This window comes from Planctomycetaceae bacterium, from assembly GCA_039680605.1.
GTDB lineage: Bacteria > Planctomycetota > Phycisphaerae > SM23-33 > SM23-33 > JAJFUU01.
Genome location: JBDKTA010000068.1, coordinates 70,923 through 92,561, shown reverse-complemented (window position 1 = coordinate 92,561; position 21,639 = coordinate 70,923). Strand labels below are relative to the sequence as shown.

General features: G+C 65.2%; 18 protein-coding genes. 14 read left to right on the top strand and 4 right to left on the bottom strand.

What is annotated here, in order from left to right; translation table 11 throughout:
- Nucleotides 1-48 precede the first annotated feature (48 nt).
- Nucleotides 49-2,640 carry a MutS2/Smr-associated SH3 domain-containing protein gene (locus tag ABFD92_20535; GenBank protein MEN6506928.1) on the bottom strand — a complete coding sequence of 864 codons (2,592 nt, stop codon included), beginning with the start codon at nt 2,638-2,640 and terminating at the stop codon, nt 49-51.
- 136 nt (nt 2,641-2,776) lie between these two features.
- Between ABFD92_20535 and ABFD92_20530 the strand changes: the two genes are divergently transcribed.
- The 5 genes from ABFD92_20530 (at nt 2,777) to ABFD92_20510 (ending at nt 7,353) form a co-directional block, all read left to right on the top strand.
- Nucleotides 2,777-3,331: a LemA family protein gene (locus ABFD92_20530; GenBank protein ID MEN6506927.1), complete on the top strand. Its 555-nt coding sequence runs from the start codon at nt 2,777-2,779 to the stop codon at nt 3,329-3,331.
- Entirely contained in the window at nt 3,328-4,155 is an 828-nt protein-coding gene (locus ABFD92_20525; protein ID MEN6506926.1) for a hypothetical protein, read from the top strand. Before ABFD92_20530 ends, ABFD92_20525 begins: the two co-directional genes overlap by 4 nt.
- 66 nt (nt 4,156-4,221) lie before the next feature.
- Nucleotides 4,222-4,458, top strand: coding sequence for a MerR family transcriptional regulator (locus ABFD92_20520; GenBank protein ID MEN6506925.1), 237 nt, complete (start codon nt 4,222-4,224; stop codon nt 4,456-4,458).
- An 8-nt stretch (nt 4,459-4,466) separates the two neighbouring features.
- Nucleotides 4,467-6,131, top strand: coding sequence for an ATP-binding protein (locus ABFD92_20515; protein ID MEN6506924.1), 1,665 nt, complete (start codon nt 4,467-4,469; stop codon nt 6,129-6,131).
- A gap of 58 nt (nt 6,132-6,189) precedes the next feature.
- A complete protein-coding gene (locus tag ABFD92_20510) occupies nt 6,190-7,353 on the top strand; it encodes a hypothetical protein (GenBank protein ID MEN6506923.1) in 1,164 nt (387 codons plus the stop codon).
- A 63-nt stretch (nt 7,354-7,416) separates the two neighbouring features.
- Here the strand turns inward: ABFD92_20510 and ABFD92_20505 are convergent, their stop codons facing one another.
- Nucleotides 7,417-7,887: a protease complex subunit PrcB family protein gene (locus ABFD92_20505; protein ID MEN6506922.1), complete on the bottom strand. Its 471-nt coding sequence runs from the start codon at nt 7,885-7,887 to the stop codon at nt 7,417-7,419.
- 148 nt (nt 7,888-8,035) lie between these two features.
- Between ABFD92_20505 and ABFD92_20500 the strand changes: the two genes are divergently transcribed.
- The gene (locus tag ABFD92_20500) at nt 8,036-9,058 is read left to right on the top strand and encodes a metallophosphoesterase (protein ID MEN6506921.1); all 1,023 of its coding nucleotides are present in this window, start codon (nt 8,036-8,038) and stop codon (nt 9,056-9,058) included.
- Here ABFD92_20500 and ABFD92_20495 read toward each other — a convergent pair.
- Together ABFD92_20495 and ABFD92_20490 are read right to left on the bottom strand one after the other, a co-directional pair.
- Entirely contained in the window at nt 9,055-9,861 is an 807-nt protein-coding gene (locus ABFD92_20495) for a creatininase family protein (GenBank protein ID MEN6506920.1), read from the bottom strand. The two genes, ABFD92_20500 and ABFD92_20495, sit on opposite strands and share 4 nt — an antisense overlap.
- 25 nt (nt 9,862-9,886) lie before the next feature.
- Nucleotides 9,887-11,803 carry a cyclic nucleotide-binding and patatin-like phospholipase domain-containing protein gene (locus tag ABFD92_20490; GenBank protein ID MEN6506919.1) on the bottom strand — a complete coding sequence of 639 codons (1,917 nt, stop codon included), beginning with the start codon at nt 11,801-11,803 and terminating at the stop codon, nt 9,887-9,889.
- Nucleotides 11,804-11,987: 184 nt separating this feature from the next.
- On the opposite strand from ABFD92_20490, the gene ABFD92_20485 reads away from it, so the two are divergent.
- The 8 genes from ABFD92_20485 to ABFD92_20450 all read left to right on the top strand — a co-directional run bounded on the left by ABFD92_20485 (nt 11,988) and on the right by ABFD92_20450 (nt 21,628).
- The gene (locus ABFD92_20485; GenBank protein MEN6506918.1) at nt 11,988-12,599 is read left to right on the top strand and encodes a hypothetical protein; all 612 of its coding nucleotides are present in this window, start codon (nt 11,988-11,990) and stop codon (nt 12,597-12,599) included.
- 1 nt (nt 12,600) lies between these two features.
- Complete coding sequence (locus ABFD92_20480; protein ID MEN6506917.1) at nt 12,601-13,377, top strand: hypothetical protein; 777 nt, start codon at nt 12,601-12,603, stop codon at nt 13,375-13,377.
- A gap of 245 nt (nt 13,378-13,622) precedes the next feature.
- Complete coding sequence (locus tag ABFD92_20475) at nt 13,623-15,053, top strand: hypothetical protein (GenBank protein MEN6506916.1); 1,431 nt, start codon at nt 13,623-13,625, stop codon at nt 15,051-15,053.
- Between the two features lie 91 nt (nt 15,054-15,144).
- Nucleotides 15,145-17,355 (top strand): ABC transporter substrate-binding protein, encoded by a 2,211-nt coding sequence (locus ABFD92_20470; protein MEN6506915.1) that lies wholly within the window; start codon nt 15,145-15,147, stop codon nt 17,353-17,355.
- Between the two features lie 5 nt (nt 17,356-17,360).
- On the top strand, nt 17,361-18,329 hold the full coding sequence (locus ABFD92_20465) for an ABC transporter permease (protein ID MEN6506914.1): 969 nt from the start codon (nt 17,361-17,363) through the stop codon (nt 18,327-18,329).
- Between the two features lie 8 nt (nt 18,330-18,337).
- Nucleotides 18,338-19,249, top strand: coding sequence for an ABC transporter permease (locus tag ABFD92_20460; protein MEN6506913.1), 912 nt, complete (start codon nt 18,338-18,340; stop codon nt 19,247-19,249).
- Nucleotides 19,246-20,259, top strand: a complete 1,014-nt coding sequence (locus ABFD92_20455) for an ABC transporter ATP-binding protein (GenBank protein MEN6506912.1) — start codon at nt 19,246-19,248, stop codon at nt 20,257-20,259. Before ABFD92_20460 ends, ABFD92_20455 begins: the two co-directional genes overlap by 4 nt.
- A 307-nt stretch (nt 20,260-20,566) precedes the next feature.
- Nucleotides 20,567-21,628 (top strand): oligopeptide/dipeptide ABC transporter ATP-binding protein, encoded by a 1,062-nt coding sequence (locus tag ABFD92_20450; protein MEN6506911.1) that lies wholly within the window; start codon nt 20,567-20,569, stop codon nt 21,626-21,628.
- The last annotated feature ends 11 nt before the right edge of the window (nt 21,629-21,639 follow it).

Below are 21,639 nucleotides of genomic sequence, written 5' to 3'. Positions count from 1 at the left end.
GGACAGACTAGAGGAGGGAGAGCCCCGCGCCTCACGGCGATGGGGCTCTTAGTTTTTCTGGGAACCCTCGCCGTCGCGAACCAGGTCCAGGTCGGCCAGCGGTACGGTCATCTCGAAGGCGCCGCTGGAGACGACGGCCTGGTCCTTGTCCTGCTTGAACCGCACCAGCGTGGCGCGTTTGTGGAACGGCACGACGTAGACCTGCTGACCGGGTTCGAGGGCGAGAATGGCCTCGCGGCTGGCGCGGGCGGCGTTGCTGTCGCTCGTGCGACGCTGCATCGGGCGGTTGTCGACCGGGCGAGGCGTGCGAGGCTGGTGCTCCTGCGGCCGACGCCCGTGCTGCTGCTGTGGATGCGGCGGCGCGCTTTGAGGCCTGGGTCGCGGCGGTTGAGCGGCGAAAGGCCCGGTCTGCGGGAACAGTTCCTGCAGGCGCACCTCGTGCTGGTCCTGGCCGGTGCTGACGGTGGCCTTGAGGTTCGCCAGGTCAACGGCAGTGAGCGTTCCCTTTCCGGGCTCGCGAGCGATAGGGACTTCATCGCCGACCTTGACGGCGGCGATGCTGCGCAGCCAATCCTCGTATTGCTTGCCGCGTCGCTGGAGCTGCTTGAGTTCGTTTTCGTACTGGGCCTGAACCCGTTTAGCCTGCTGGGTGGCCAGCGACGCCTCGCGGGCGTGGGCGGCGATCTGGCCCTTGAGGTTGGCGATCTCCTGCCGCTGCTGTTCCTGGCCGAAGTCGGGCATCAGGGCCTGGAGGGGCACCTCGACCTGCATCGATCCCGAATCGACGACGGCAATCTGCCGGTGCAGTTCGAGTCGCACCAGTTTGCCCGGGCGGTTCAGGTCGGGCACGGGCAGCGGGTCGCCGGGCTTCATTTCCATCAGTCCGGCCAGCCAGGCGCAGAACTCGTCCTGCAATTTGCGCAGTTGCCCGAGCTTGGTCTGGAAGTTTTCCTTCTCGACCTGAGCGGCCAGTTGTGCGGCCTGGGCGTCGGAGCGGGCGGCCTCGGCCGAGCGGCGGGCGGCGCCGGTGGTTCGCATGGCCTGGGTAAACTGTTTGCCCTGGCCGCTGAGGTGCCGCCGCGCCGCGTCGATCAGGTGATGCGGCAGGCCCAGTCGCTGGGCGACGGCGATGGCGTGGGACTCCCCCGCCGTGCCGATGTGCAGGTGGTACGTCGGGCGCATGGTGCGGGTGTCGAAGGCCACCGAGGCGTTATCGGCGCGGTCGTGATTGAACGCGTAGGCCTTGAGCACGCTCAGGTGCGTGGTGACGACGCCCAGGCATCCCACACGCAGCAGCTCGTCGAGCACGGCCTGGCCGATCGCCCCGCCCTCGTCGGGGTCGGTGCCGCTGCCGAGCTCGTCGAGCAGCACGAGGCTGAAGCGGTCGGCCTTGCTCAGCACGTAGTGGATGCGCTTCATGTGCGCGCCGAAGGTGGACAGCGACTGTTCGAGCGACTGCTCGTCGCCGATGTCGATGAAGACGTTGGAGAACACCGGCATGGTGGCGCCGCGGCGGGCGGGGATGTGCAGACCCGACTGGGCCATGAGAACCAGCAGTGCCACGGTCTTGAGCGTCACGGTCTTGCCGCCGGTGTTGGAACCGGTGATCACCAGCAGGTCGAAGTCGCGACCGAGCCGAACGTCGATGGGCACCACCGGGTGGCGGTCGATCGGCCGCATGCCTGCCTGCTCCTGCCGCCAGGCCTGGTCGACCAGCAGCGGATGGCGCGCCTGGGGGAACTCGAGCACGCCCTGGTCCGTCACCTCGGGGCAGGTCATGTCGAACTGGTAGGCGTACTGCGCCTTGGCCGAAAGCAGGTCGACCTGCGCCAGCGTGCGCAGCGTCGAGGCGATAGCCGCCCCACGCGCCGTCAAGCGGACGGACAACTCGCCCAGCAGGCGGCGCACCTCGCGGCGCTCATCGTCGCGGATGTCGGCCAGGCGGTTGTTCAATTCGACGCTGGCCAGCGGCTCGACGAAGACCGTCGCGCCGGATCCGCTGGTGCGGTGAATGACGCCGGGCAGTCGCCCGCGGTTTTCCGACTTCACCGGCAGCACGTACCGGTCGCCGTGGAGGGTGACGGTCTCGTCCTGCAGGAGCTTGGCGACCTCGGGCACGTGCAGGTAGCTGTGGATGACGCGGTAAATCTCATCCGTCACCGCGACAATCTCGCGCCGCATCTCGCCCAGCCGCGGCGAGGCCGAGTCGGCCACCAGGCCGTCGGGCCCGATCACGGCACGGATGGCCTTGACCTCGCCGTCGAAGGTCTCGACCTTCTCGCCCATCTCGCGCAGGTGCGGAAAGCTCTCCGGCAGGGAGTCCAGGAACGTCTTGACGTTGGCGGCGCCTTCGAGCGTGGCGGCGACGACGGAGAAGTCTTCGGCTTCGGACTGGCTGGGGTCCTGCACGCGGGCCAGGTGCGGGTGAATGTCCGTGATGCCGCCGAAGGGCGGCGGCGAGTAGTCGCGCAGGGCCGCGACCATCTCGGAGGTCTGCGCCAACCACAGGCGGATGACGTCGCCGCTACGCGCCGGGGCGATGTGGGCCGCCACGTCGCGCCCGAGCTTGCAGTGACAGAAGCCTGCCAGGATGTCCCGGATCTTGTCGAACTCGATCTTGTCCAGCGTGAATGCGTCCATAATCCGCGTATTATAAACACACGATCTTCAATGCGCAAGAGGGTTCGTTTGCCGATAAATTATTTGCACGGCCCGTTGCCTGCAACCGTATGAGGAGCGAGGGCGTGACTTAACCGGTCATGCCGCACAAAACACCATGCTGGGCATCTGGATGCTTCTTGCCGCTGTGGGCTTTCTGGCCCTGGCGATGCTGACCGGGCAGGCGCAACTGGCCGCCAGCCGCAACCGCTGCCGCCAGGCGTGGGCGGGCGTCGACTCGCAATTGCAGCGATACAGCGAACTGGCCGCCAGCGTCGCCGCGACCGTCGAGCTGCACCTCGGAAGCGCCGGGCGCTCTTCGCTGCAGCGACTGGCCGACGCACGCCAGGCCCTGCGGCAGTCTTCCGGCGTGAGGGCACGCGGTCAGGCCCATCGCGTTCTGGCGTCATGCCTTCAGGACGTGATCGACCTGCGCAGCCGCCACGCCACCCTGGCCGTTAATATCGATTTGGCCCGCCAACTTCGCGAACGCGCCGCCGTCACCGCCGCTATCGCCACTGCCCAGCAGCACTACAACGAGACGGCCAAAGACTACGACCGGACGCTCACGACCCTTCCGGCCAGCCTGGTGGCGCGGATGCTGGGCCTCAAACCCCAGGTCCGCTGCGACATTGTCGACGCGGCCGGCGCCACGCCGCCCGGGAACGCATGATGGATCACATCCAGCGCATGACGGTCGGCGTCGCCTGTCGGCGGGGCATGTTGGCCCTGGCGGCCGCGGCGCTGCTGGCGCTGGTCTGGCTGGGCATCGAGGCCTGCCGCGACGTCACCGCCCAGTCGCATCGGACATTCGTTCTTTGCGACACCGTCGCGACGCCCAGTGTCCCCGCATCCAGCCAGCTCTGCATCATTCCGCCAGCGCTGGAACGCTCCTCAGGGCAGACCCTCGTCTACAGCAGCGTCTTGCCCGCACATTTCGGCGGCGGCGGAACGGTCGCGGGAGTCAACTTCGGCCCGGCGCAGGCAGGCGTGGAGCGCGGGACGGTCCAGGGCGCGCCATATGGTCCCTATGCCTTCGAGAAAGCCTCCGCCATCATCGCAGGCGTGCGGCCGCAGGAGCGTGTCTTCCTTGTGGACAGCCGCCTGGCGGGCAGTAGCGCAGCGGGTCTGAAAGCCTCCGTGGCGGCGATGTCCCGGCTGGGCATCGTCGCGTTCGTGGGGTCGGGCCCGCCGGCCGAGTTCGTCGAGTCATTGGCGGCGATTCGCCGGGACCTGCCCCCCGCCCTGGTGCTGCCCGGCGCGCAGGCCCGAACGCGCCTGGAGGCCCTTCAGGCCGCACTTCGCGGGCTGCGCAAGACCCCCCCCAACGTTCTGTACTTTGTCAGCCAAGACGAGGCGCTGGTCCGCCAGGCGTCGCGGCTTGGGTGCAAGGTCGTGATGATCGGCGCGCCCACACCCAAACCGCTTCCTGACAAGGTGCTTCAATTCCCAAATCTGCCGGCATTGACGGACTACCTGGTCTCGCTGGCGATGTAGTGCTTTGACAGCGTGGCGTGATTCTTTTTTGTCTGCCCGCCGTCCAGCGGATACACTGCAGGTTCCATGAACGAGCCAGGCAAGACGACGCTGATGCGGCTCTCTGCCGCCGCGGCGGCGGCTGGTGTGAGCCCCGCGACATTGGAATATTACATCCTGCTGGGGCTGGTGTGTCCGCTGCGCCAGGGGCAGCGGCGGTTGTTCGATCAGAAGCTGGTCCGGCGGGTGCGGTTGATCCGGCGGCTGAACCGTACCGGATACACGCTGCGCGACATTGCCCAGACGTACCTGTCACGGCGGTAACGGCGACTATGGCAAGGCAAGTGGTGAGAATCTCGCTGGCGACGAAGTTTCGCCTGCTGCTGGGCGTGGCGGTGCTGACGATCATCGCCGCGGCCATGGGCGCGCCGTGGTATTTCCTGGAGCTGCTCAGCGACCAGGGGATCGAGCGCCCCGGGGCCGAGTTGACGCGCCTTCGCGTCAACGAGTGGATGCAGGAGCACATGCGGCAGGGCGATACCCCCAGCCGCCTGGCGCAACTCTACACGATGAATGAGGAGCTCTCGCAGCGTCGCGGACCCTCCGTCATCCGCCTGCGCCCCGACTTGGCGCAAAACCCGCTGCTGAGCACCGAGGCCGCCCGCGCCGCGCGGGCCTTTGCCGAAAATCCAGACCAGGACACCGCCGTCGGCAAGACCAAAGACCGTAGCGGTCGGCCCGTCTACCGATGCTACCGGGCGGTGAGGGTCAACGAGAAGTGCCTGGCCTGCCACGGCCGCGAGACGGCCACCCGCGCCGCCATGCTCTTGCAGCCCGACACGCTGGTGGCGGTGGCCGAGGTGACGGTTCCGGACACCGCCTCGGCCGAGCCGATGACCTGGTGGGCGCGCGGGGCGTTCATCGTCGGGGTGGCGATGGCGGGGCTGCTGGCGTTCATCCTCTTCTCGATCATCACCCAGCGCCTGGTGCTGCGCCCCGTGCGCCATCTGCACAAGGTCACCGGCAAGGTGGCCGAGGGCGACCTGTCGGTGCGAACGGCGCTGTCGACCGGCGATGAGCTGCAGCGCCTGGGGCAGAGCTTCAACGACATGCTCGACGCCATCAACTCCCAGCACGAGCAGCTCCGCAACGCCAACCGAGCGCTGGACCTCAAACTCAGCGAACTGGCCGAAGCCAACGTCACGCTCTTCAACGCCAACAAGGTCAAGAGCGAGTTCCTCGCCAGCGTCTCGCACGAGTTGCGGACCCCGCTCAACAGCATCATCGGATTCGCCGACCTGCTGGCCGAGACCGGCGAGGAACGCAACCGCCGCTACGCCGCCAACATCATCACCTCGGCCAAGAACCTGCTGGGAATGATCAACGACCTGCTGGACCTGGCCAAGATCGAGGCGGGCAAGGCCGACGTGCGATTCAACAAGGTCTCGCTCTCGGACGTCTGCCAGACGCTGGTGGCGCTGCTCAAACCCCTGGCCGACCAGCAGCAGTTGTCACTCGAGGCCAAGATCGAAGAGGCCCTGCCCCTGATCGTAACCGACTCGGGCAAACTGCAGCAGATCCTCTACAACCTGCTGTCCAACGCCCTGAAGTTCACCCCGCCCGGCGGCGAGGTCGTGCTCTCTGCCGCCGTCCGCATCCGCCGCAGCGCGGGGCAGACCAGCGATGAAGTCGCCGTCTCCGTCGCCGACACCGGACCGGGCATCCCCGAGGCCGACCAGGAACACATCTTCGAGAAGTTCTACCAGGTCGACCGCTCGCTGACCAAGCAGGCCCAGGGCACGGGGCTGGGCCTGGCCATCGCAAAGGAATTGTCGCTGCTGCTGGGCGGGCGATTGATGGTCAAGAGCACCCCCGGCAAGGGCGCCGTATTTACGCTGATCGTTCCGCTGGATGCCGAAGCCGCCGCCGCCAGACGATTCGCCCCCGCGGGCGACAACGCCGCCCAGGACCGCCCCGCCCCCGACGGGGCGCCATGACAAAAATACAACCTCCCGCCCACGGCGAGCGTTTAATATTGAGATATTGAGGACCTTCATGAAAACGGACAAACTGCTGATCCTGGTGATTTTTGCGGCCGCCCTCGTCGGTATCGGCGCGGTAGGGATGCTGGGCTCGCCGCGCAATGCCCCGATGCAGCCGCCGTCGCTTCTGGCAGCCCCGGCGCCGGTCGAGCAGATGCGCGGATTCTGCCTGCAGTTCGACAACGCCCAGAACGTGGAGTTCTACCACAAGTCCATCGACGAGATCGCCGCCACCGGAGCCAACACGATCTGCATTTCCGTGGCCGGCTACCAGGAGCACGGCGGATCGACCAGCATCTTCATCGACTCGCGAAAGGTCCCCTCCGACCGCGACCTGGGCGAGTTGCTTCAGCACGCCCACCGCAAGGGGCTGCGCGTGGTCTTCATGCCCATCGTGCTGCTGGAGAACCCCCGCAAGCAGGAATGGCGCGGACAGATCAACCCCGTCAACTGGAAAGACTGGTGGGAAGACTACACCAACTTCGTGATGCACTTCGTGTGGACGGCCCAGAGCAACAACGTTGAAATCTTCAGCGTCGGGTCCGAGCTGATCTCGACGGAAGATCAGACCGACCAGTGGCGCAAGCTGATCGCCAAGGTGCGAAAGCATTTCAGCGGGCGGTTGTCATATTCGGCCAATTGGGACCATTACACCGTCCCGAAGTTCTGGGACGACCTGGACGTCGTCGGCATGACGACCTATTACGATCTGACCGAAGGCGCCGAACCGACGCTTGACCGGCTCATGCAGGGCTGGATCCCCATCAAGAAAGACATCCTCTCCTGGCAGGCCAAGGTCAACAAACCGATCATCTTCACCGAGGTCGGCTGGCCCAACCAGGCCACCTGCGCCCAGTATCCCTGGGATTACTATCGCTCGCCCGACAAGCCCGCCCCACTCGTCCAGGCCGACTGCTTCGAGGCCTTCTTCCGCACCTGGGGCAAAGAAACCGCCGTCAGCGGAATCCTCGTCTGGGAATGGAAGAACCACCCCGACCAGGAGATCGGCCCGCGCGACACTTCTTACGTGCCCTGCGGAAAACCCGCAATGAACGTGATTCAGAAGTACTTCACGGCCGCCAACGGGCATAAGTTGGCGACCAGCCGCCCCGCATCGGGCTCGGCGCCCGCCGGGGTCGTGGCGCCTGAAGTCCAAACACCCTCCCTGCCACGTTAAGGGTGGCTGCAGCGGAGGGTGGCATGGCGACGCGCGTTATTGCAGCGTCACCGGGCAGTGCGGTCACTTTTTATCGTCGACGAACTCAACAGGCTTGTCCGTCTTGGCGACGACCACCACGTGATACGGTGATGTCAGCGCCTGTGTGGTGATGGCGCCGGGCGGAGGGGAAGACTGCTTGACCGCGACGACCATCTTGTCATTGAGCTCAATGCCGGTGATTTGAATCGAGAAGCCTCCCGTACTGCGCCGGCCCATGAAGACGGCGATGACCATCTGACTGTCGAAGTCGACCTTGGGCGCCTCGGGTTTGGGTTCGAGATAGCCGACCATGGCCGACCAGACCTCCTCCCACGCCTTCTGGTCTTTGACAACGACCCGCCGCGGCGCCTCCTGACTGGCGTTGAACCCCCGCCACTGCTGAACGACCGCCACGGCCGTGCCCTTCTCCGCGGCCACTCCGAACTGCCCGCCCAGGCAGAGCATAAGCAACGAAGCTGCCCCGACCGTTAACGCCGATATCGTCTTGCTCATAGTCGTCGACTCCATGTTCTGTCGAATGATACCCGCTGCATTCGACGCACAAGGGGCGGATTCGATCCATGAAATTGAAATTTCAATAGCGAATAGAATCGCCCACGTTTGGCCGGGGTTAATCCTACAGAAGATGGAGACTCCCGACATGCCTCGTTCGAAATCTTTCGCCAGGTTCTCGACCGCCGCCGTCGCTTGCGTTCTGCTGCCGGCCATTGCCCTGGCGTTTCCGCCGAAAGAGCCCTTCGACCCGCGCCCGGTGATGGCCCAGGCGCTCAAGGGCATTACGGCCGACAAGTTCAGCTTCGTCGTCATGGGCGACTCGAAGTGCAACCCCGGCTTCACGGGCCTGCTTGATCGGGCAGAGGCGCTGAAGCCCTCGCACGTGCTGCTTATCGGCGACATGGTCCCCAGCGCCGTGCCCAAGAACTACGACCAGTTCGAGAGGCAGCTTTCGCCATTCGCCCGCAAGATGGCCCTGTGGCCTTGCGTGGGCAACCATGATGTCGGCGGACTCCAGGCAAAGCAGTTTCCCCTGTACGTCAAATTCTGGGGCATCGATTCCAAGCACTACACGTTCGACGTGCGAAATTGCCGCTTCATCACCCTCGACGCCGCCATGACCCAACCCACCAAAGACGAACTGACGTGGTTCGAAGAGCAATTGGCCCAGGGCAAGAAGGCCGGCAAACATCTCTTCGTCTGGCAGCATGTGCCCAGTTACACCATCGGCGTCAAGCCCAAGGCGGAAATTCCGGGCCGCCCGACAGCCTTCACGCGGCTGTGTACCAAGTATGGCGTGGTGGCCGACTTTGCCGGGCATGACCACAGCTACTATCGCACGCACCGCGACGGCGTGACGTACATCATTCAGGCGCTGGGCGGGGCGGGCATCTACGAAGGCAAGCGAATTGCCGAGGCAATCGAGGGCGATTCGTACGTCATCGGCACCGGCGGCGGCGCGACGAAGATCCGCACGCCGGCCGGTGAAAAGACCGGCAGATACGAGTTGATGCTGACGGCCATTCACGTCGACGGCGACAAGATCACCGGCACGACGATGACGGCCTCGGGCGAAGTGGTCGAGGAGTTCCCGCTGGTCCCCCCGCCCAGGCCCGCCCCGGCGACACAACCGGCGACAGCGCCCGCGGGTGCGGCAGTACACGATTAACCGGGATCAAGCCCGGTGCCTTGGCGGGAGGGCTCTGGCTGGTCAGGGGCTCTGAGCCAGCCGTTGCCGCGGGCAGGCTCCTCGCCGTCGAGCCATCGGGCGAAGAACTCCACCAGACGGTCGGTGTGGGTCTTTCCGGCGACGGCGCTGGCGCGGCCACGCGGGTCCAGGCCGAGAATCCCGTAGCAGGGGTGGTCGTGGAACTCAATGGGCATGAAGTTCTCGGCTTGATCGGCCAAGGCTGCGGGGGGCGGGCCCAAGGCGGACATGTCTACGGTCTCGCCGTGCAGGTGGAGCATGGCCGAAGTTTCCCAGTACGCCGCGTGGTCGCCGCCGACGTCGGGCACTTCGCACTCGACGATGCTGAGGATGCGCATCGTTCCGCCGCCCTGATGATACGCCGCCACGGCAGGGTCCATGAACTCGCTGCGGTTGGGGTAGTGTCCGCTGACGAGGATGGCCATCTTGAACCCGTCCCGCTCGAAGCCCTTCAGGAGGTCCGTGACGATCGCGACCATCGGCTGCGCGGCGACCATGTACGTCGCGGGGTAGCAGATGTGTCCGCCGCCGCAACCGAAGAACACCGGCGGATAGACCACGCCGCCGACGCGGGCCGCCAGCGCCACCAGTTGTTCGTGGGCTTTGATCGCGTCGAGCCCGACGGGGTTCTGACGCCCGTGCCATTCGATCGACCCCAGGGGAACATAGATCGCCGGGCGGACGCGCTTGGCGATTTCGATCTGTTCCGGCCGCATGCGTTCCAGCCGCACCTCGGTGGTCAGGCGGTCCGAGTAGTTTCCCATGTCCGCACCCGCTTTCTATTATCTTTCAGGCAGTCGCTGTCGGATTGCCAGACGTCGCGCTCGTCACGCCGGCGGCCTGGAGGATAGGTTGGAGTTTTCCTTCGCTGTGCAATTGGGCGATGTACTGGCGGGCATAGTCGTAGCCGATCCGTGCGATCTCGTCCATCGCGGCGAACTGCAGCAGCTTGTAGTGCGTCACGGGGGGCGTGAAGTGCAGGTCGGCGGCCGCGTGTACCGCCTTCTTGCGGTTGTGGCTGCTCATCATGGTCGAGCGGACCAGCAGCGAGAGCAGGCTGGGGACGTTGATGCGTTTTCGCATGGGCAGGACGCGGCTCCAGAGGATCTGCCAGCAGGAGGGCATGTCCTCGTACTCGACGTGCATTTCCTCCTCGGGGTGTACATCGACGACGATAACGGTGTTGGCGCCCTGCTCCCGCATGACGTCGCCGGGAAGGTTGTTGACGACCCCGCCGTCGACGAGCAGGTCGCCGTCGTCGACCATCGGCGGGGCCACGCCGGGGATGGTGGCGCTGGCGCGGACGGCGCGCCAGAGCGTTCCGCTGCGATGGACCTTCATGTCCGAGTGCGTCAAATTGCTGGAGACGCAAAAGAAGGGCAGCCACAGATCTTCGATATCGCAGTAGCCGCAGGCGGTCTTGGCGATACCGTCGAACCGCGGGCTTTGGAACAGCGACACGAACGGCAGGGCGTACGCGCGGAAGGGCTTGGCGTCGATCCAGGCGGCGCGGTTCATTTTCAGCCCGCTGTGGTAGTCGTGCCCCAGCGCGTGCAGGCAGGAGATGACGGCTCCCATGCTCGTTCCGCCGACCATGTCGATGGGAACGCCGGCCTCTTCTAAGGCACGGATCACTCCCAACTCTGCCAGCCCCAGCGCTCCCCCGCCGCCAAGCACCAGGCCGATAGACCGCCCCGCCAGCGCGCGAGCCATGCGGGCAAAGTCGCCGTCGCGATCGAGTCGAACGTGCAGGTGGTCGTGCATGCTGCGGGGCATCAGCCAGCGCTTCGTGCCCGAGGGCAGCTTCGACCCGTCGGCGTGCAGCAGCACCAGCGTCCGCCGGGCGGCTGTCAGTTGCGTCTGCCCCGCCAAGGCCGCCTGTTCGACCGCCCCGACGGTCGGATCGGCGTCGGCACGGGCGGCCACCAGGACGCGGTCGGCCTGGCGGATGCACCGGTGCGTCCATGCCGAGGCGTCGCCGTCGCACTGCAGGACGATGAAGCGATGGGCCGCCTCCTGCTCGTCGAGCCATGCGGCCAGGGCGGCGGCCTGGGCTTCGCCGGCCGCCGACTGTGCGGCGCCGGTCCCAAGGATCGTCTCGACGCGCTGGCTGGTCAGGTGCAGCACGCTGCCCAGCGGCGCCAGGGCCATCACCAGGCGGTTGCAGAAGTCCTCCGCCGGTACGGTTGTCGAGGCCGGAAGCACCGCCACGGTCCGCAGCAAGCCACCTTCAGCTCGCGACTCATCGGCGGCGCGCAGGCGGCCGATCAGCGTCTTGGCGATTGACCGCATCAGCACGGGGCACTGCTCGACGATCTTGTCGAAGGCCTCGCGGGACAGTCGCAGGAGGATGCTGTCGCGCATGGCGTAGATGTCGGCCGACCGCGCCTCGCCGGTGATCAGCGCCATTTCGCCGACACTCTCGCCGCGCGAGAGTTCGGCGATGACGCTGGGCCCGTCGCGTCCCTGCCGTACGACGCAGACGCGCCCGGTGACGATGAGATAGAGGCTGTCGCCCGAATCGCCCTGGCGGAAGAGCACGTCGCCGCGTTTAAGATTAACCCACTCGACGACCGATTCGATGCCCGCCAGGGTGGGTTCGTCTACCGGTCCGAGCAGCCGGGGCAGGATCGTCTGCAACTGCTCGCGGCGCGACCATTGGGGCGATGCGGATTCATCACGCGGGGAATATGGCGTGGCTGTCATGGCGGTATTATCCACCCAGATCGCGGTTTTGACAAGGAGGCATCACGGCTTGACCGCCGGGGCTCCTGCACTGAGCGTCCATTTTCATTCGCATTCTTGCATGTAATTTGAAGTTTGAATTATGATTTGTCGCACTCGGCGGTAGAATCGCTGCCAGCAGCGGCACTTTTTCGAGGACGCATGAATGAACAAGCGACTGCCCTTTGCCTGTGCGATCATTGCGGGTTTTTGTGTAGCGGTTTTCGGCGGATGTCAGCCGGAACTGGTCGCCAACCCCAACTATGCCGGATGGGCGCCCTTCGAGACCGGCGCCAGCGTGACGATGCAAGGCACGCAGAAAGACGGCAAGCGCACCGAAAATGTCACCATGACCGAAAAGCTCGTCTCCAAAGATGCCGAGAAGGTCGTCATCGAGCGGACGGTGCAGTTGGAGAAAGGCCCGCCCCACGTCGCATCGCGCGTCGAGAAGGCGATGATCGACCCGGCTGACCATCCCCGGACGCATCCCAGCGCCAAGATCAAGCCCAAGGGCACTCAAAAGATACTCGTCGGCGACCGGAAGGTGCTCTGCGCCATCTGGGAACTCACCGTCAACGCCGCCGTGCCCGGATTCGTCGACCAGAGCCAGGACATGTGGATCCGCTCGTGGCGAAACCCCGCTGTGCCCGGCGGACTGGTCAAGGTCCTGCTCAAAACCAAGACCCGCTTCCGCGAGATTGAACTGGATGGACAAGTGACCCGCTTCAGCGGCACGCAAGCCGCAACGACCCAGCCGGCGGCGGCAAAGGAGAACTGACATGTCTGGAACCGCGCTGTTGACGATCGCGATGCTGGCGGCCGCCCTCCTGCTCGGCGGCTGCGGCGAGGAAGCCATGTTTGCCTCCTCGGATCGCATGGACAAGGGCCTGGTGGTGATCCTTCCGGGCATCGAGGGCGAGAGCTCGGCCAATCGCGAGTTGCGCCAGGGCCTGGTGAACTCGAACATTCCGTACGCGCTGGTGATCCACAAGTGGGGCTTCCCGATCCCCGGTCTGGGTTTGATCGTCAACCAGACCGACAGCGACGGCAACCGCCGCGCCGCCGAGTCGCTGGCCGAGCGCATCGCCGCATACCAGCTCGATCACCCGGGCAAGCCCGTCTACCTCGTCGGGCACAGCGGCGGCGGCGGGATCGCCGTCTTCACGCTCGAAGCCCTGGCGACGGTCCCCGGCGCCAAGCCCATCGAGGGCGCGTTCCTGCTGGCCGCGAGCCTCTCGGCTGACTACCCGCTGGCGGCGGCGATGACGATGACCCGCAAGGGCATCTGCAACATCTATAACCCCGACGACACGCGGTTGCTGGGAGCCGGCACGGCCGTGTTCGGCAACGTCGACGGCGGACACGGCGACTCTGCCGGGCGCACCGGCGTCTACGGCAAGTACCCCAAGCTCTACCAGATCAACGCCAGCCGCGCCGGCGTCAGCGGCAATCCGCACTTTCTGGTGACCAAAGAACAGCTCGTCCTTCGGGCCGCCCCGCTGTGGCTGAGCGATCAGCCCTGGCCGCCCAAGGGCAGCATCGCCGACAGCAAGTAATACACGTAGCCCAGGGCAAGAGCATCTGAAGCGATGAGCCGCCTGCGGGTTAGCAGTTATTGCGCAAGCGGTCGCGCTATCCCCGCACCCTTCAGTCGCGATTGCTGCCAGTCGCATATGATTCTTGACAGGCCGCAGGGGGCGGTCTACTATCAATTCAGTTGTTCTGCCTGGTGCTAAATGAAGGGAAAATAATGCGTAGCGCCCTGTCCATAACACTGGCCGCTTGCCTCCTTCTGGCAGGCATGTCTTCCACCGCCCTGTCCCAGTCTGCTGCGCCGCCGGCGCCGCCGGCCGGAGCTACCGGACTCGATCTGACGCAACCGCTCGAAGCCAGGATCTCGTACTGGGTCGGCATGATCGCCAAGGCATCCAGCCGCACCCAGATCTACGACGCGCGGCGCGGCTTGACGCTGGACTTCCACGCCGGTTCCGGCTCGGAGTTCGCCAACGCCTTCGCGGCCAGTCTTGAAAGCACTATCACGCCGCTGCTGGACGGTCTCAAGGCCGACGACCCGCTGCTGGCGGCCAAGCAGATCAACCTGGCGATGGCATTGACCATGGTAGCCCAGGCCCCCATCGAGCCGGCGCTGAAGAAGATGGTGGGCAGTTCCAACGTGGCTGTGCGGTACATGGGATGGGGCGGATACAAACGCATCCGCCCGGCACTGCTCAGCGGCGGCGATGCTCCGGCCTTGGACCTCGTTGCCACCGTCAGCGCCGCCGCGGGCAAGGAAGACTCCCCCATGGTCGTCGGCGCCATGCTTGAGGCAATGAGCTTCAGCCAGGGCGGAACGTCAGCGGCGATGAACACCCCGGTCCGCAAAGCCATCCTCGACGTCCTCTCGCGGAACTGGAAAACCTACTGCCGCCAGGTGCTCGCCGCCGATCCCGCATGGGCCGATGCCTGCTCCGCGGCCATGCCCATCCTGGCCGACCTGGACGCCGGACTGGGCAGCGACAAAGCCGCCCGAAAGAAAGTCCGCCAGATGATGGTCGACATGGCCTGGTGCGCCGCGCGGATATACGAAAAGGCCGACACCAAGTTGGCCGAGGTCGAAGCCGAACGCGCCAAGGCCGCCGAGGCCGCCGTGCAGCCCCCTGCCGTGCAACCCCCCGCCGATGACCAACCGCCCGCCGGAGTCGCCGTCCCGGAGGGTCCGGGCAGCCCAACCCCAACCAAGGTGGCGCAGAACCTGCTCGAAGGGGCGATGACGCAGGTGAAACCCAAGGCTGCCGCAGGAACCGCGGCCAAGCCCCAGCCCCCCGTGACCAAACGCCCCGCCGCCCAGCAGCCGCCGGCGAACGTCGACCATCTTGCCGGCGACCCCACCGCCGGCGGGCCGGTGCGAAAAGCCAAAGAACCCACCAGCAGACCCAAAGTCACCCCGCCCCCGATCATCAAGCGGAGCATTGAGGAAGATTCGCTGGGAGAACTGGTGACGGCGAACTCCTCGCTGCTGCGGTCTGCCGAAATCGCCATGGCCGCGGCCTCGGGCAGCTCGCGAAACGCCATCCGGCGGGCGCTGGCCTCCGGCGACGACAAGAATCGCGGGATCAACGTCATCCGCGCCGTCAGCGAGTGGGTCGAAGCGTTCAAGGATGACGGCATCCGTCTGCCCATCGAGTCGGACTTCGGCCCCACCGCAGACCCCGCAGCCCCGGCTGGAAAATAGGCCCAAACCAAGGTCGGTGCGACGTATTACATGAACTGGTGGGCGCCGGCCGAGGATGCCCACCAAAAGTAGTCCCCACGCAAGGTAATCGATGCTCCTTCGCAAACTGCTGCTGGTTCCGCTGATCGTCATCATCGCCTGGATGATCATGGCCTTTTTTGTCGTGCGCAACGTCCACGTCGCGCATAAGGTCGATGAATTGACGCTGGGCAGCATCGGCGAACCGGACGATTTGAATCCGATTATTTCCCAAACTACCTCGGCGTCGGAAGTGGCCCAGTTCCTCTTCAATGGGCTCCTGAAATACGACCAGGACTACAACGTCGTCGGCGACCTGGCGGACGACTACCGCATCACGCAAACTTCGACGGCGTTCTTCAATTCCGACGCCGAAGCCGCGGCCACGATGGGCAAACTGAACGCCGCCAGGGACCGCTGGGCAGCCATGAAGCTTCAGGCGGTCAACCAGAACGCCAATCGCCTCGTGCTGCAATTCGGCAGCGAGACCGACCGCGTGACGGCCGGAACCAGTTATGAAGAAGAACTCTTCAAAGTCATCGACCGCAAGGCACTTCGACCGGTGACGGTGTTGACCCTGGAGTTCGACAAGGACGGCAAGCTCCCCGGCGGCGCGGCCGCCAATACCGAGAACGTCAAGGCGCTCGTTGCCGCCGTGGCCCATCAGACCGCCTCGGCAACGATGCATGAGATGATCGCGATCGGCGATTCGCTGCTAAGCGTTTCGGTTGCCGGCGACACGAAGGCCTTCACCGACGTGCTCACCAGAAGCTTCTCGATGCCTCTGGCACAGGCGGCCGCCACGCAGCCGGCGGCCTCTGCCCCAGCCGAGCCGGCGGGGCAGAAACCATCCGAGCCAGAACCGGCCGCCGTCTCGATCATGGAGTCGCTTGACGAGGCGCTGCTCAACGAGCCGGTCTTCACGTTCCGGCTCCGCAAGGGCGTTCGCTGGCACGACGGCAAGGAGCTGACGTCGCACGATGCGAGCTTCACATATTACAGCATCATCGACCCCAAGTACCGCTCGCCCCGCGCGTCGGACTACTGGACGATCAAGAGCGTGTCCACCCCGGACGACTACACGTTCATCGTCACCTATCGCGTTCCGTACACGGACTGCACCTCAAGCTGGATGATGGGCCTGATTCCCAAGCACATCCTGGACGGCAAGAGCGGCAACTGGTGGGCGGAGAATTTCAACAGCACGCCCATCGGGACCGGACCGTACAAGAACGTCGAGTGGGTCCACAACGAATACCTCAAAATGCAGGCCAACGAGGACTACTTCGAAGGCGCGCCGAATCTCAAGTCGTTCGCCTACCGCATTCTGCCCGACGAGTTCGTCAACCAGGTGGCCTTTGAGGCGCGCGGGTTCGACGTCGACGGCGTCCGACCCGACCAGGTGGCCCAGTACAAGAAGGATCCACGCTTCCGGACTTTCAGCCGCCCCGCCGACGCGTACGACTACATCGGCTGGAATCTCAAGAAGCCCCTGTTCCAGGACAAGCGCGTCCGCTTGGCCCTGGCGCATGCGGTCAACGTCGACAGCATCATCCAGTACATTTATCGCGGGCAGGCCCGCGCCAGCAACGGCCCCTTCCCCTATCACGAATGGTACGGCAGCCCGGACCTGGCGACGATCCCATACGATCCGGAAAAGGCCAAGGCGCTGCTGGCCGAGGCAGGGTGGAAAGACCACGACGGCGACGGGTATCTGGACAAGGACGGCAAGCGGTTCGAGTTCAACCTGATCACCAACAATGGCAATCCCTTGCGCCTGGCGATCCAGGTGCTCGTCCAGAGCGACCTGAAGAAGATCGGGATCAAGGTCAACACCTCGACGTACGAATGGGCGGCCTTCATCAAGAACTACATCAACACGCAGACCTTCGACGCCTGCGTGCTGGGCTGGAGCCTGGGCAAGAGCGTCGACCAGTTCCAGCTCTGGCACAGTTCGATGATCAAGCCTCCGGGCCTGAACTTCTGCTCGTACAACAGCAAAGAGGTCGACGTCCTGCTGTCGGAGATCCGCACTACCTTCGATCGCGACAAGCTCAAGAGTCTCTGCCAGCGGATGCAGAAGATCATCTACGACGACCAGCCATTCCTGTTCCTCTCGACGCCGATCCCGACGACGGCCATCTGGAAAGACCAGTACGTCGTTCGCCGCCCCGACGGCAAAGGCGGATGGGTCGTCGGCCCGATTGAAAATACCCCTGCCGGGGTGACGTACTACATGCAATGGTGGGCGCCGCGATCGATCGCGCCGAACCTGAAGCCCTGACGCCTATGTGGACTTTCATCATAAGACGGCTGCTGATTTCGATCCCGCTGCTGATCGGGATCACGATCATCAGCTTCCTGATCATCAACCTGGCCCCTGGGGGGCAGGCGGCCCTGCCGGGCATGGAAATGAACCCGGGGCTTAATCCCAAGGTTCGCGAGATGATCGCCAAGCAGTTCCATTTCGACAAGCCCCTTCCGGTGCAGTACGTCCTGATGATGAAAGACATGGTCACCGGCGATCTGACCAGCTTCAAGGACCAGCGCAGCGCCATCGGCAAGGTCCTCGAGCGCCTTCCGGCCACGCTGGCCTTGAGCGTGATGGCGTTCCTGATCAGCACCGGCGGCGCGCTGCCGCTGGGGATTTACGCCAGCCGCCACAAAGGCCGATGGCGAGACAAGGTCATCAGCGTCCTAAGCTTCGCCATGCTCTCGCTGCCGAGCTTCTGGGTGGCCTACATGCTCGTGCTGCTGATCGTGAGGGTTCTGCACATTCCCGCCCTGGGCCTGAGCACCTTCGGGGTGGATTTCCAGAACAGCTTCACCGAGGCCGTCGACGTAACCTGGCACGTGTTCATGCCCGCGGTGGTGCTGGCTCTGGGCGGCATCGCCGGGGAAAGCCGCTACATGCGAGCCTCCATGGTCGAGGCCATGAACGAAGATTACATCCGCACCGCCCGCGCCAAGGGGCTGTCGGAATCTGCCGTGGCGTACAAGCACGCCCTGCGCAACAGCCTGCGCCCCATCGTGACGTTCGTGGGGTATCTGCTGCCGGCGTTTCTGGGCGGCTCGGTGATCATCGAGCAGATCTTCGGATACCCCGGCATGGGGCGCCTGATGTACCAGGCCCTGCTGGAGCGCGACATGCCGGTCCTGATGGTCGAGCTGACGATCGGCTCGGCGCTGCTGCTGGTGGGCAATATGATCGCCGACGTGCTGTACGCGGTGGTCGACCCCCGAGTGAGACCCAACTGAGCGAGATCATGCCAGACGGAGCGACACAACCCGCAATCGATGCCCCGCAGGAACCGGTCCTCAAGCAGATCGGGTTCTGGCAGCGATTCCGCAAAAACGGACCGGCCGTGACGGCTTTGGTCGTGATGGTCCTGCTGTTTGTCATCGGCATGGGGTATTGGGCCCTGCATGGGATGGGCGTGAACTGGCCTGCCGATCCGCTGGAACCCAACCCGCCGGCACAGTTGATCCCGCCGTCCTGGGAGCATCCCCTGGGCACCGACGACCTGGGGCGCGACGTCATGGCCCGCGTGCTGCTGGGGGCCCACGTCTCGCTGATGATCGGTTTTGTCGCCGTCGGCATCGCCATTGTCATCGGGATCATCCTCGGCAGCGTCAGCGGATACTTCGGAGGACGGATCGACACGGCCATCATGCGATTCGTTGACATGATGATGTGCATCCCGACTTTCTTTCTGATCCTGACCGTGGCGGCGCTGCTCCAGCCGAGCATCTGGATCGTCGCGCTGATCATCGGCATCACCAGTTGGATGGGCACTGCCCGCCTCGTCCGCGCTGAGTTCCTCTCCCTGCGCGAGATGGACTACGTGCAGGCCGCACGCGCCACCGGGGCCGGGCACGCCCGGATCATCTTCCGCCACGTCCTGCCCAACGCCCTTCCGCCGGTGTTCGTGACGGCCGTGCTGGGCGTCGCCGGCGCAATCCTGACCGAAGCCTCCCTGAGCTACCTGGGCTTTGGCGTTCAACCGCCCGACCCGAGCTGGGGCAACATTATCTCCGGCGGCAAGCAGTACATCCTCGACGCGTGGTGGCTGATCGTCTTCCCGTCGGTGGCGATCTTCATCACGACGCTTTCGTTTTACGTCGCCGGCGAAGGCATGCGGGTGGCAATGGATCCCAAGGAAACCAAGCAGATATGACGCCCCGCGAACCACTGTTGACCGTGCGCGACTTGAAGACGTATTTCCATACGGACCAGGGCGTCGTGCGCGCCGTCGACGGGGTGAGCTTCGAGATCGGCCGCGGCGAGGTCTTCGCCCTCGTCGGCGAGAGCGGATGCGGCAAGAGCGTCACGGCCTACTCGATCCTGCGCCTGCTGCCCTGCCCGCCGGGGCGCATCGAGGCCGCCGCGATCGACCTGGACGGCATGGACCTGCTGCGCCTGGGCGAGGACGAGATGCGCCGCGTGCGCGGGCGACTGGTGAGCATGGTCTTCCAGGAACCGATGACCAGCCTCAACCCCGTCTACACGTGCGGAAACCAGATTATCGAGGCCGTCGAGCTGCACCGGGGCCTGCGTGGGCAGGAAGCCCGCGACCTGGGCATCGAGATGCTGCGTAAGGTGGGCATCCCCGAACCCCAGCGCCGCTTCGACGAGTACCCTCACCAGATGTCCGGCGGCATGCGGCAGCGGGTGATGATCGCCATGGCCCTGTCGTGCAACCCCAAGCTGCTCATCGCCGACGAGCCCACCACCGCCCTCGACGTGACCATTCAGGCCCAGATCCTCGACCTGCTCCAGGAACTCCAGGCCAACACCGGCCTGAGCATCCTGATGATCACGCACGATCTGGCCGTCGTCGCCGAAACCGCCCACCGCGTGGCCGTCATGTACGCCTCGAAGATCGTCGAGACGACCGACAAGCAGACGCTCTTCGACGACCCGCGGCATCCGTACACGCTGGGCCTGCTGGCGTCCGTGCCGCAGCTCGGCCAGGAAACCGCGCGCCTCAACGCCATCGCCGGCTCGGTGCCCAACCCGCTGGCGTTCCCGGCCGGCTGCAAGTTCCACCCGCGCTGCCCGGTCGGTCATGACCTGAAGCGCTGCCAAACGCAAGAGCCCGAACTTCGCGAGGTAGCGCCTGGGCACTGGGCCGCCTGCTGGGAATGCAAAGGATACGAGAAGGGCAAAAGCGGAAGAATGGAATAAGGGAGTGATGGGTGGCATGGCGACACGGGAAGCGCGTCGCCATGAGGGTGGGCAAGACGAATGGATGGATGGATGGATGGATGGATGGATGGATGGATGGATGGATGGATGAAAAACGTGGGTCTTCCATTTAGCGGCGGAGCTTGCTCCGCGTTACCTTGCGGACAGGGAAACAACCGCGTCGAGCAAGCTCGACCGCTAACGAGGCGCGCCGGGAACCTGTTGGTTACTTCGTCCTCGTCGTCGTCCTCTTCCTCGCCTGCCTGCCGGCAGGCAGGTCGTCGGTTGTTGCTGTTGGGATACCCGCATGATTGACACCGCCCTCGACAATCCGATCCTGACCGTCCGCGGCTTGCGGAAGTTCTTTCCCCTTCGCCGGGGCGTGTTCTCGACCGTCCAGGGGTACGTCCGGGCGGTGGACGGCGTGGACTTCTCCATCGCCCGCGGACGCACGCTGGGCCTGGTCGGCGAGAGCGGCTCGGGCAAGACCACCGTCGGCCGAACGATCATGAAGCTGATCCCCGCCACGGCCGGGCAGGTTGTCTTCGACGAGTGGGACGTGATGTCGCTGCGGGGCTTGGCGATGCGCCAGTTGCGGCGGCGCATGCAGATCATTTTCCAGGACCCGTTCAGCTCGCTCAATCCGCGCATGCGCGTGGGCGATATCGTGGCCGAACCGCTGCGCGTGCATCACACGACCGCCCCGGGCGGCATCGGTCTGCGCGTCGCCCAACTGCTCGAGCGCGTGGGCCTGGCAGCGGCCTACGCGTCGCGCTACCCGCACGAGTTCTCGGGCGGCCAACGCCAGCGCATCGGCATCGCCCGCGCCTTGGCGTCCCAGCCGGAGTTCATCGTCTGCGACGAGCCTGTCAGCGCCCTGGACGTCTCCGTCCGCGCGCAGATCCTTAACCTCCTGCAGGATCTCCAGGACGAACTGGGCCTGAGCTATCTGTTCATCGCCCACGACCTGGCCGTCGTCGAGCATTTCGCCGACGACGTGGCTGTCATGTACCTCGGCCGCATCGTCGAGATCGCCTCCAAGACCCGCATTATCGGCAGTCCGCGGCACCCGTACACCGAATCGCTGCTCTCGGCTGTGCCTCGCATCCGCCCGCAGGAGCGCACGCAGCGCATTCGCCTGCAGGGGGAGATGCCCTCGCCGATCAACCCGCCCAGCGGCTGCCCGTTCCATCCCCGCTGTCCGCTGACGCGGCAATTGGCGCAGGGCCTGCCCGAAAGCCAGACCGCCGCCATCGCCAGCGAAGGACAGAGCGTCCGCATCGTCGCCCGCTGCACGCAGGAAGTGCCCGAGCTGCTGCCCACAGAAGCGGACGCCTCGCACAGCCACGCCTGCCTGCTGCGGCAGTAATGCCCGCCCCG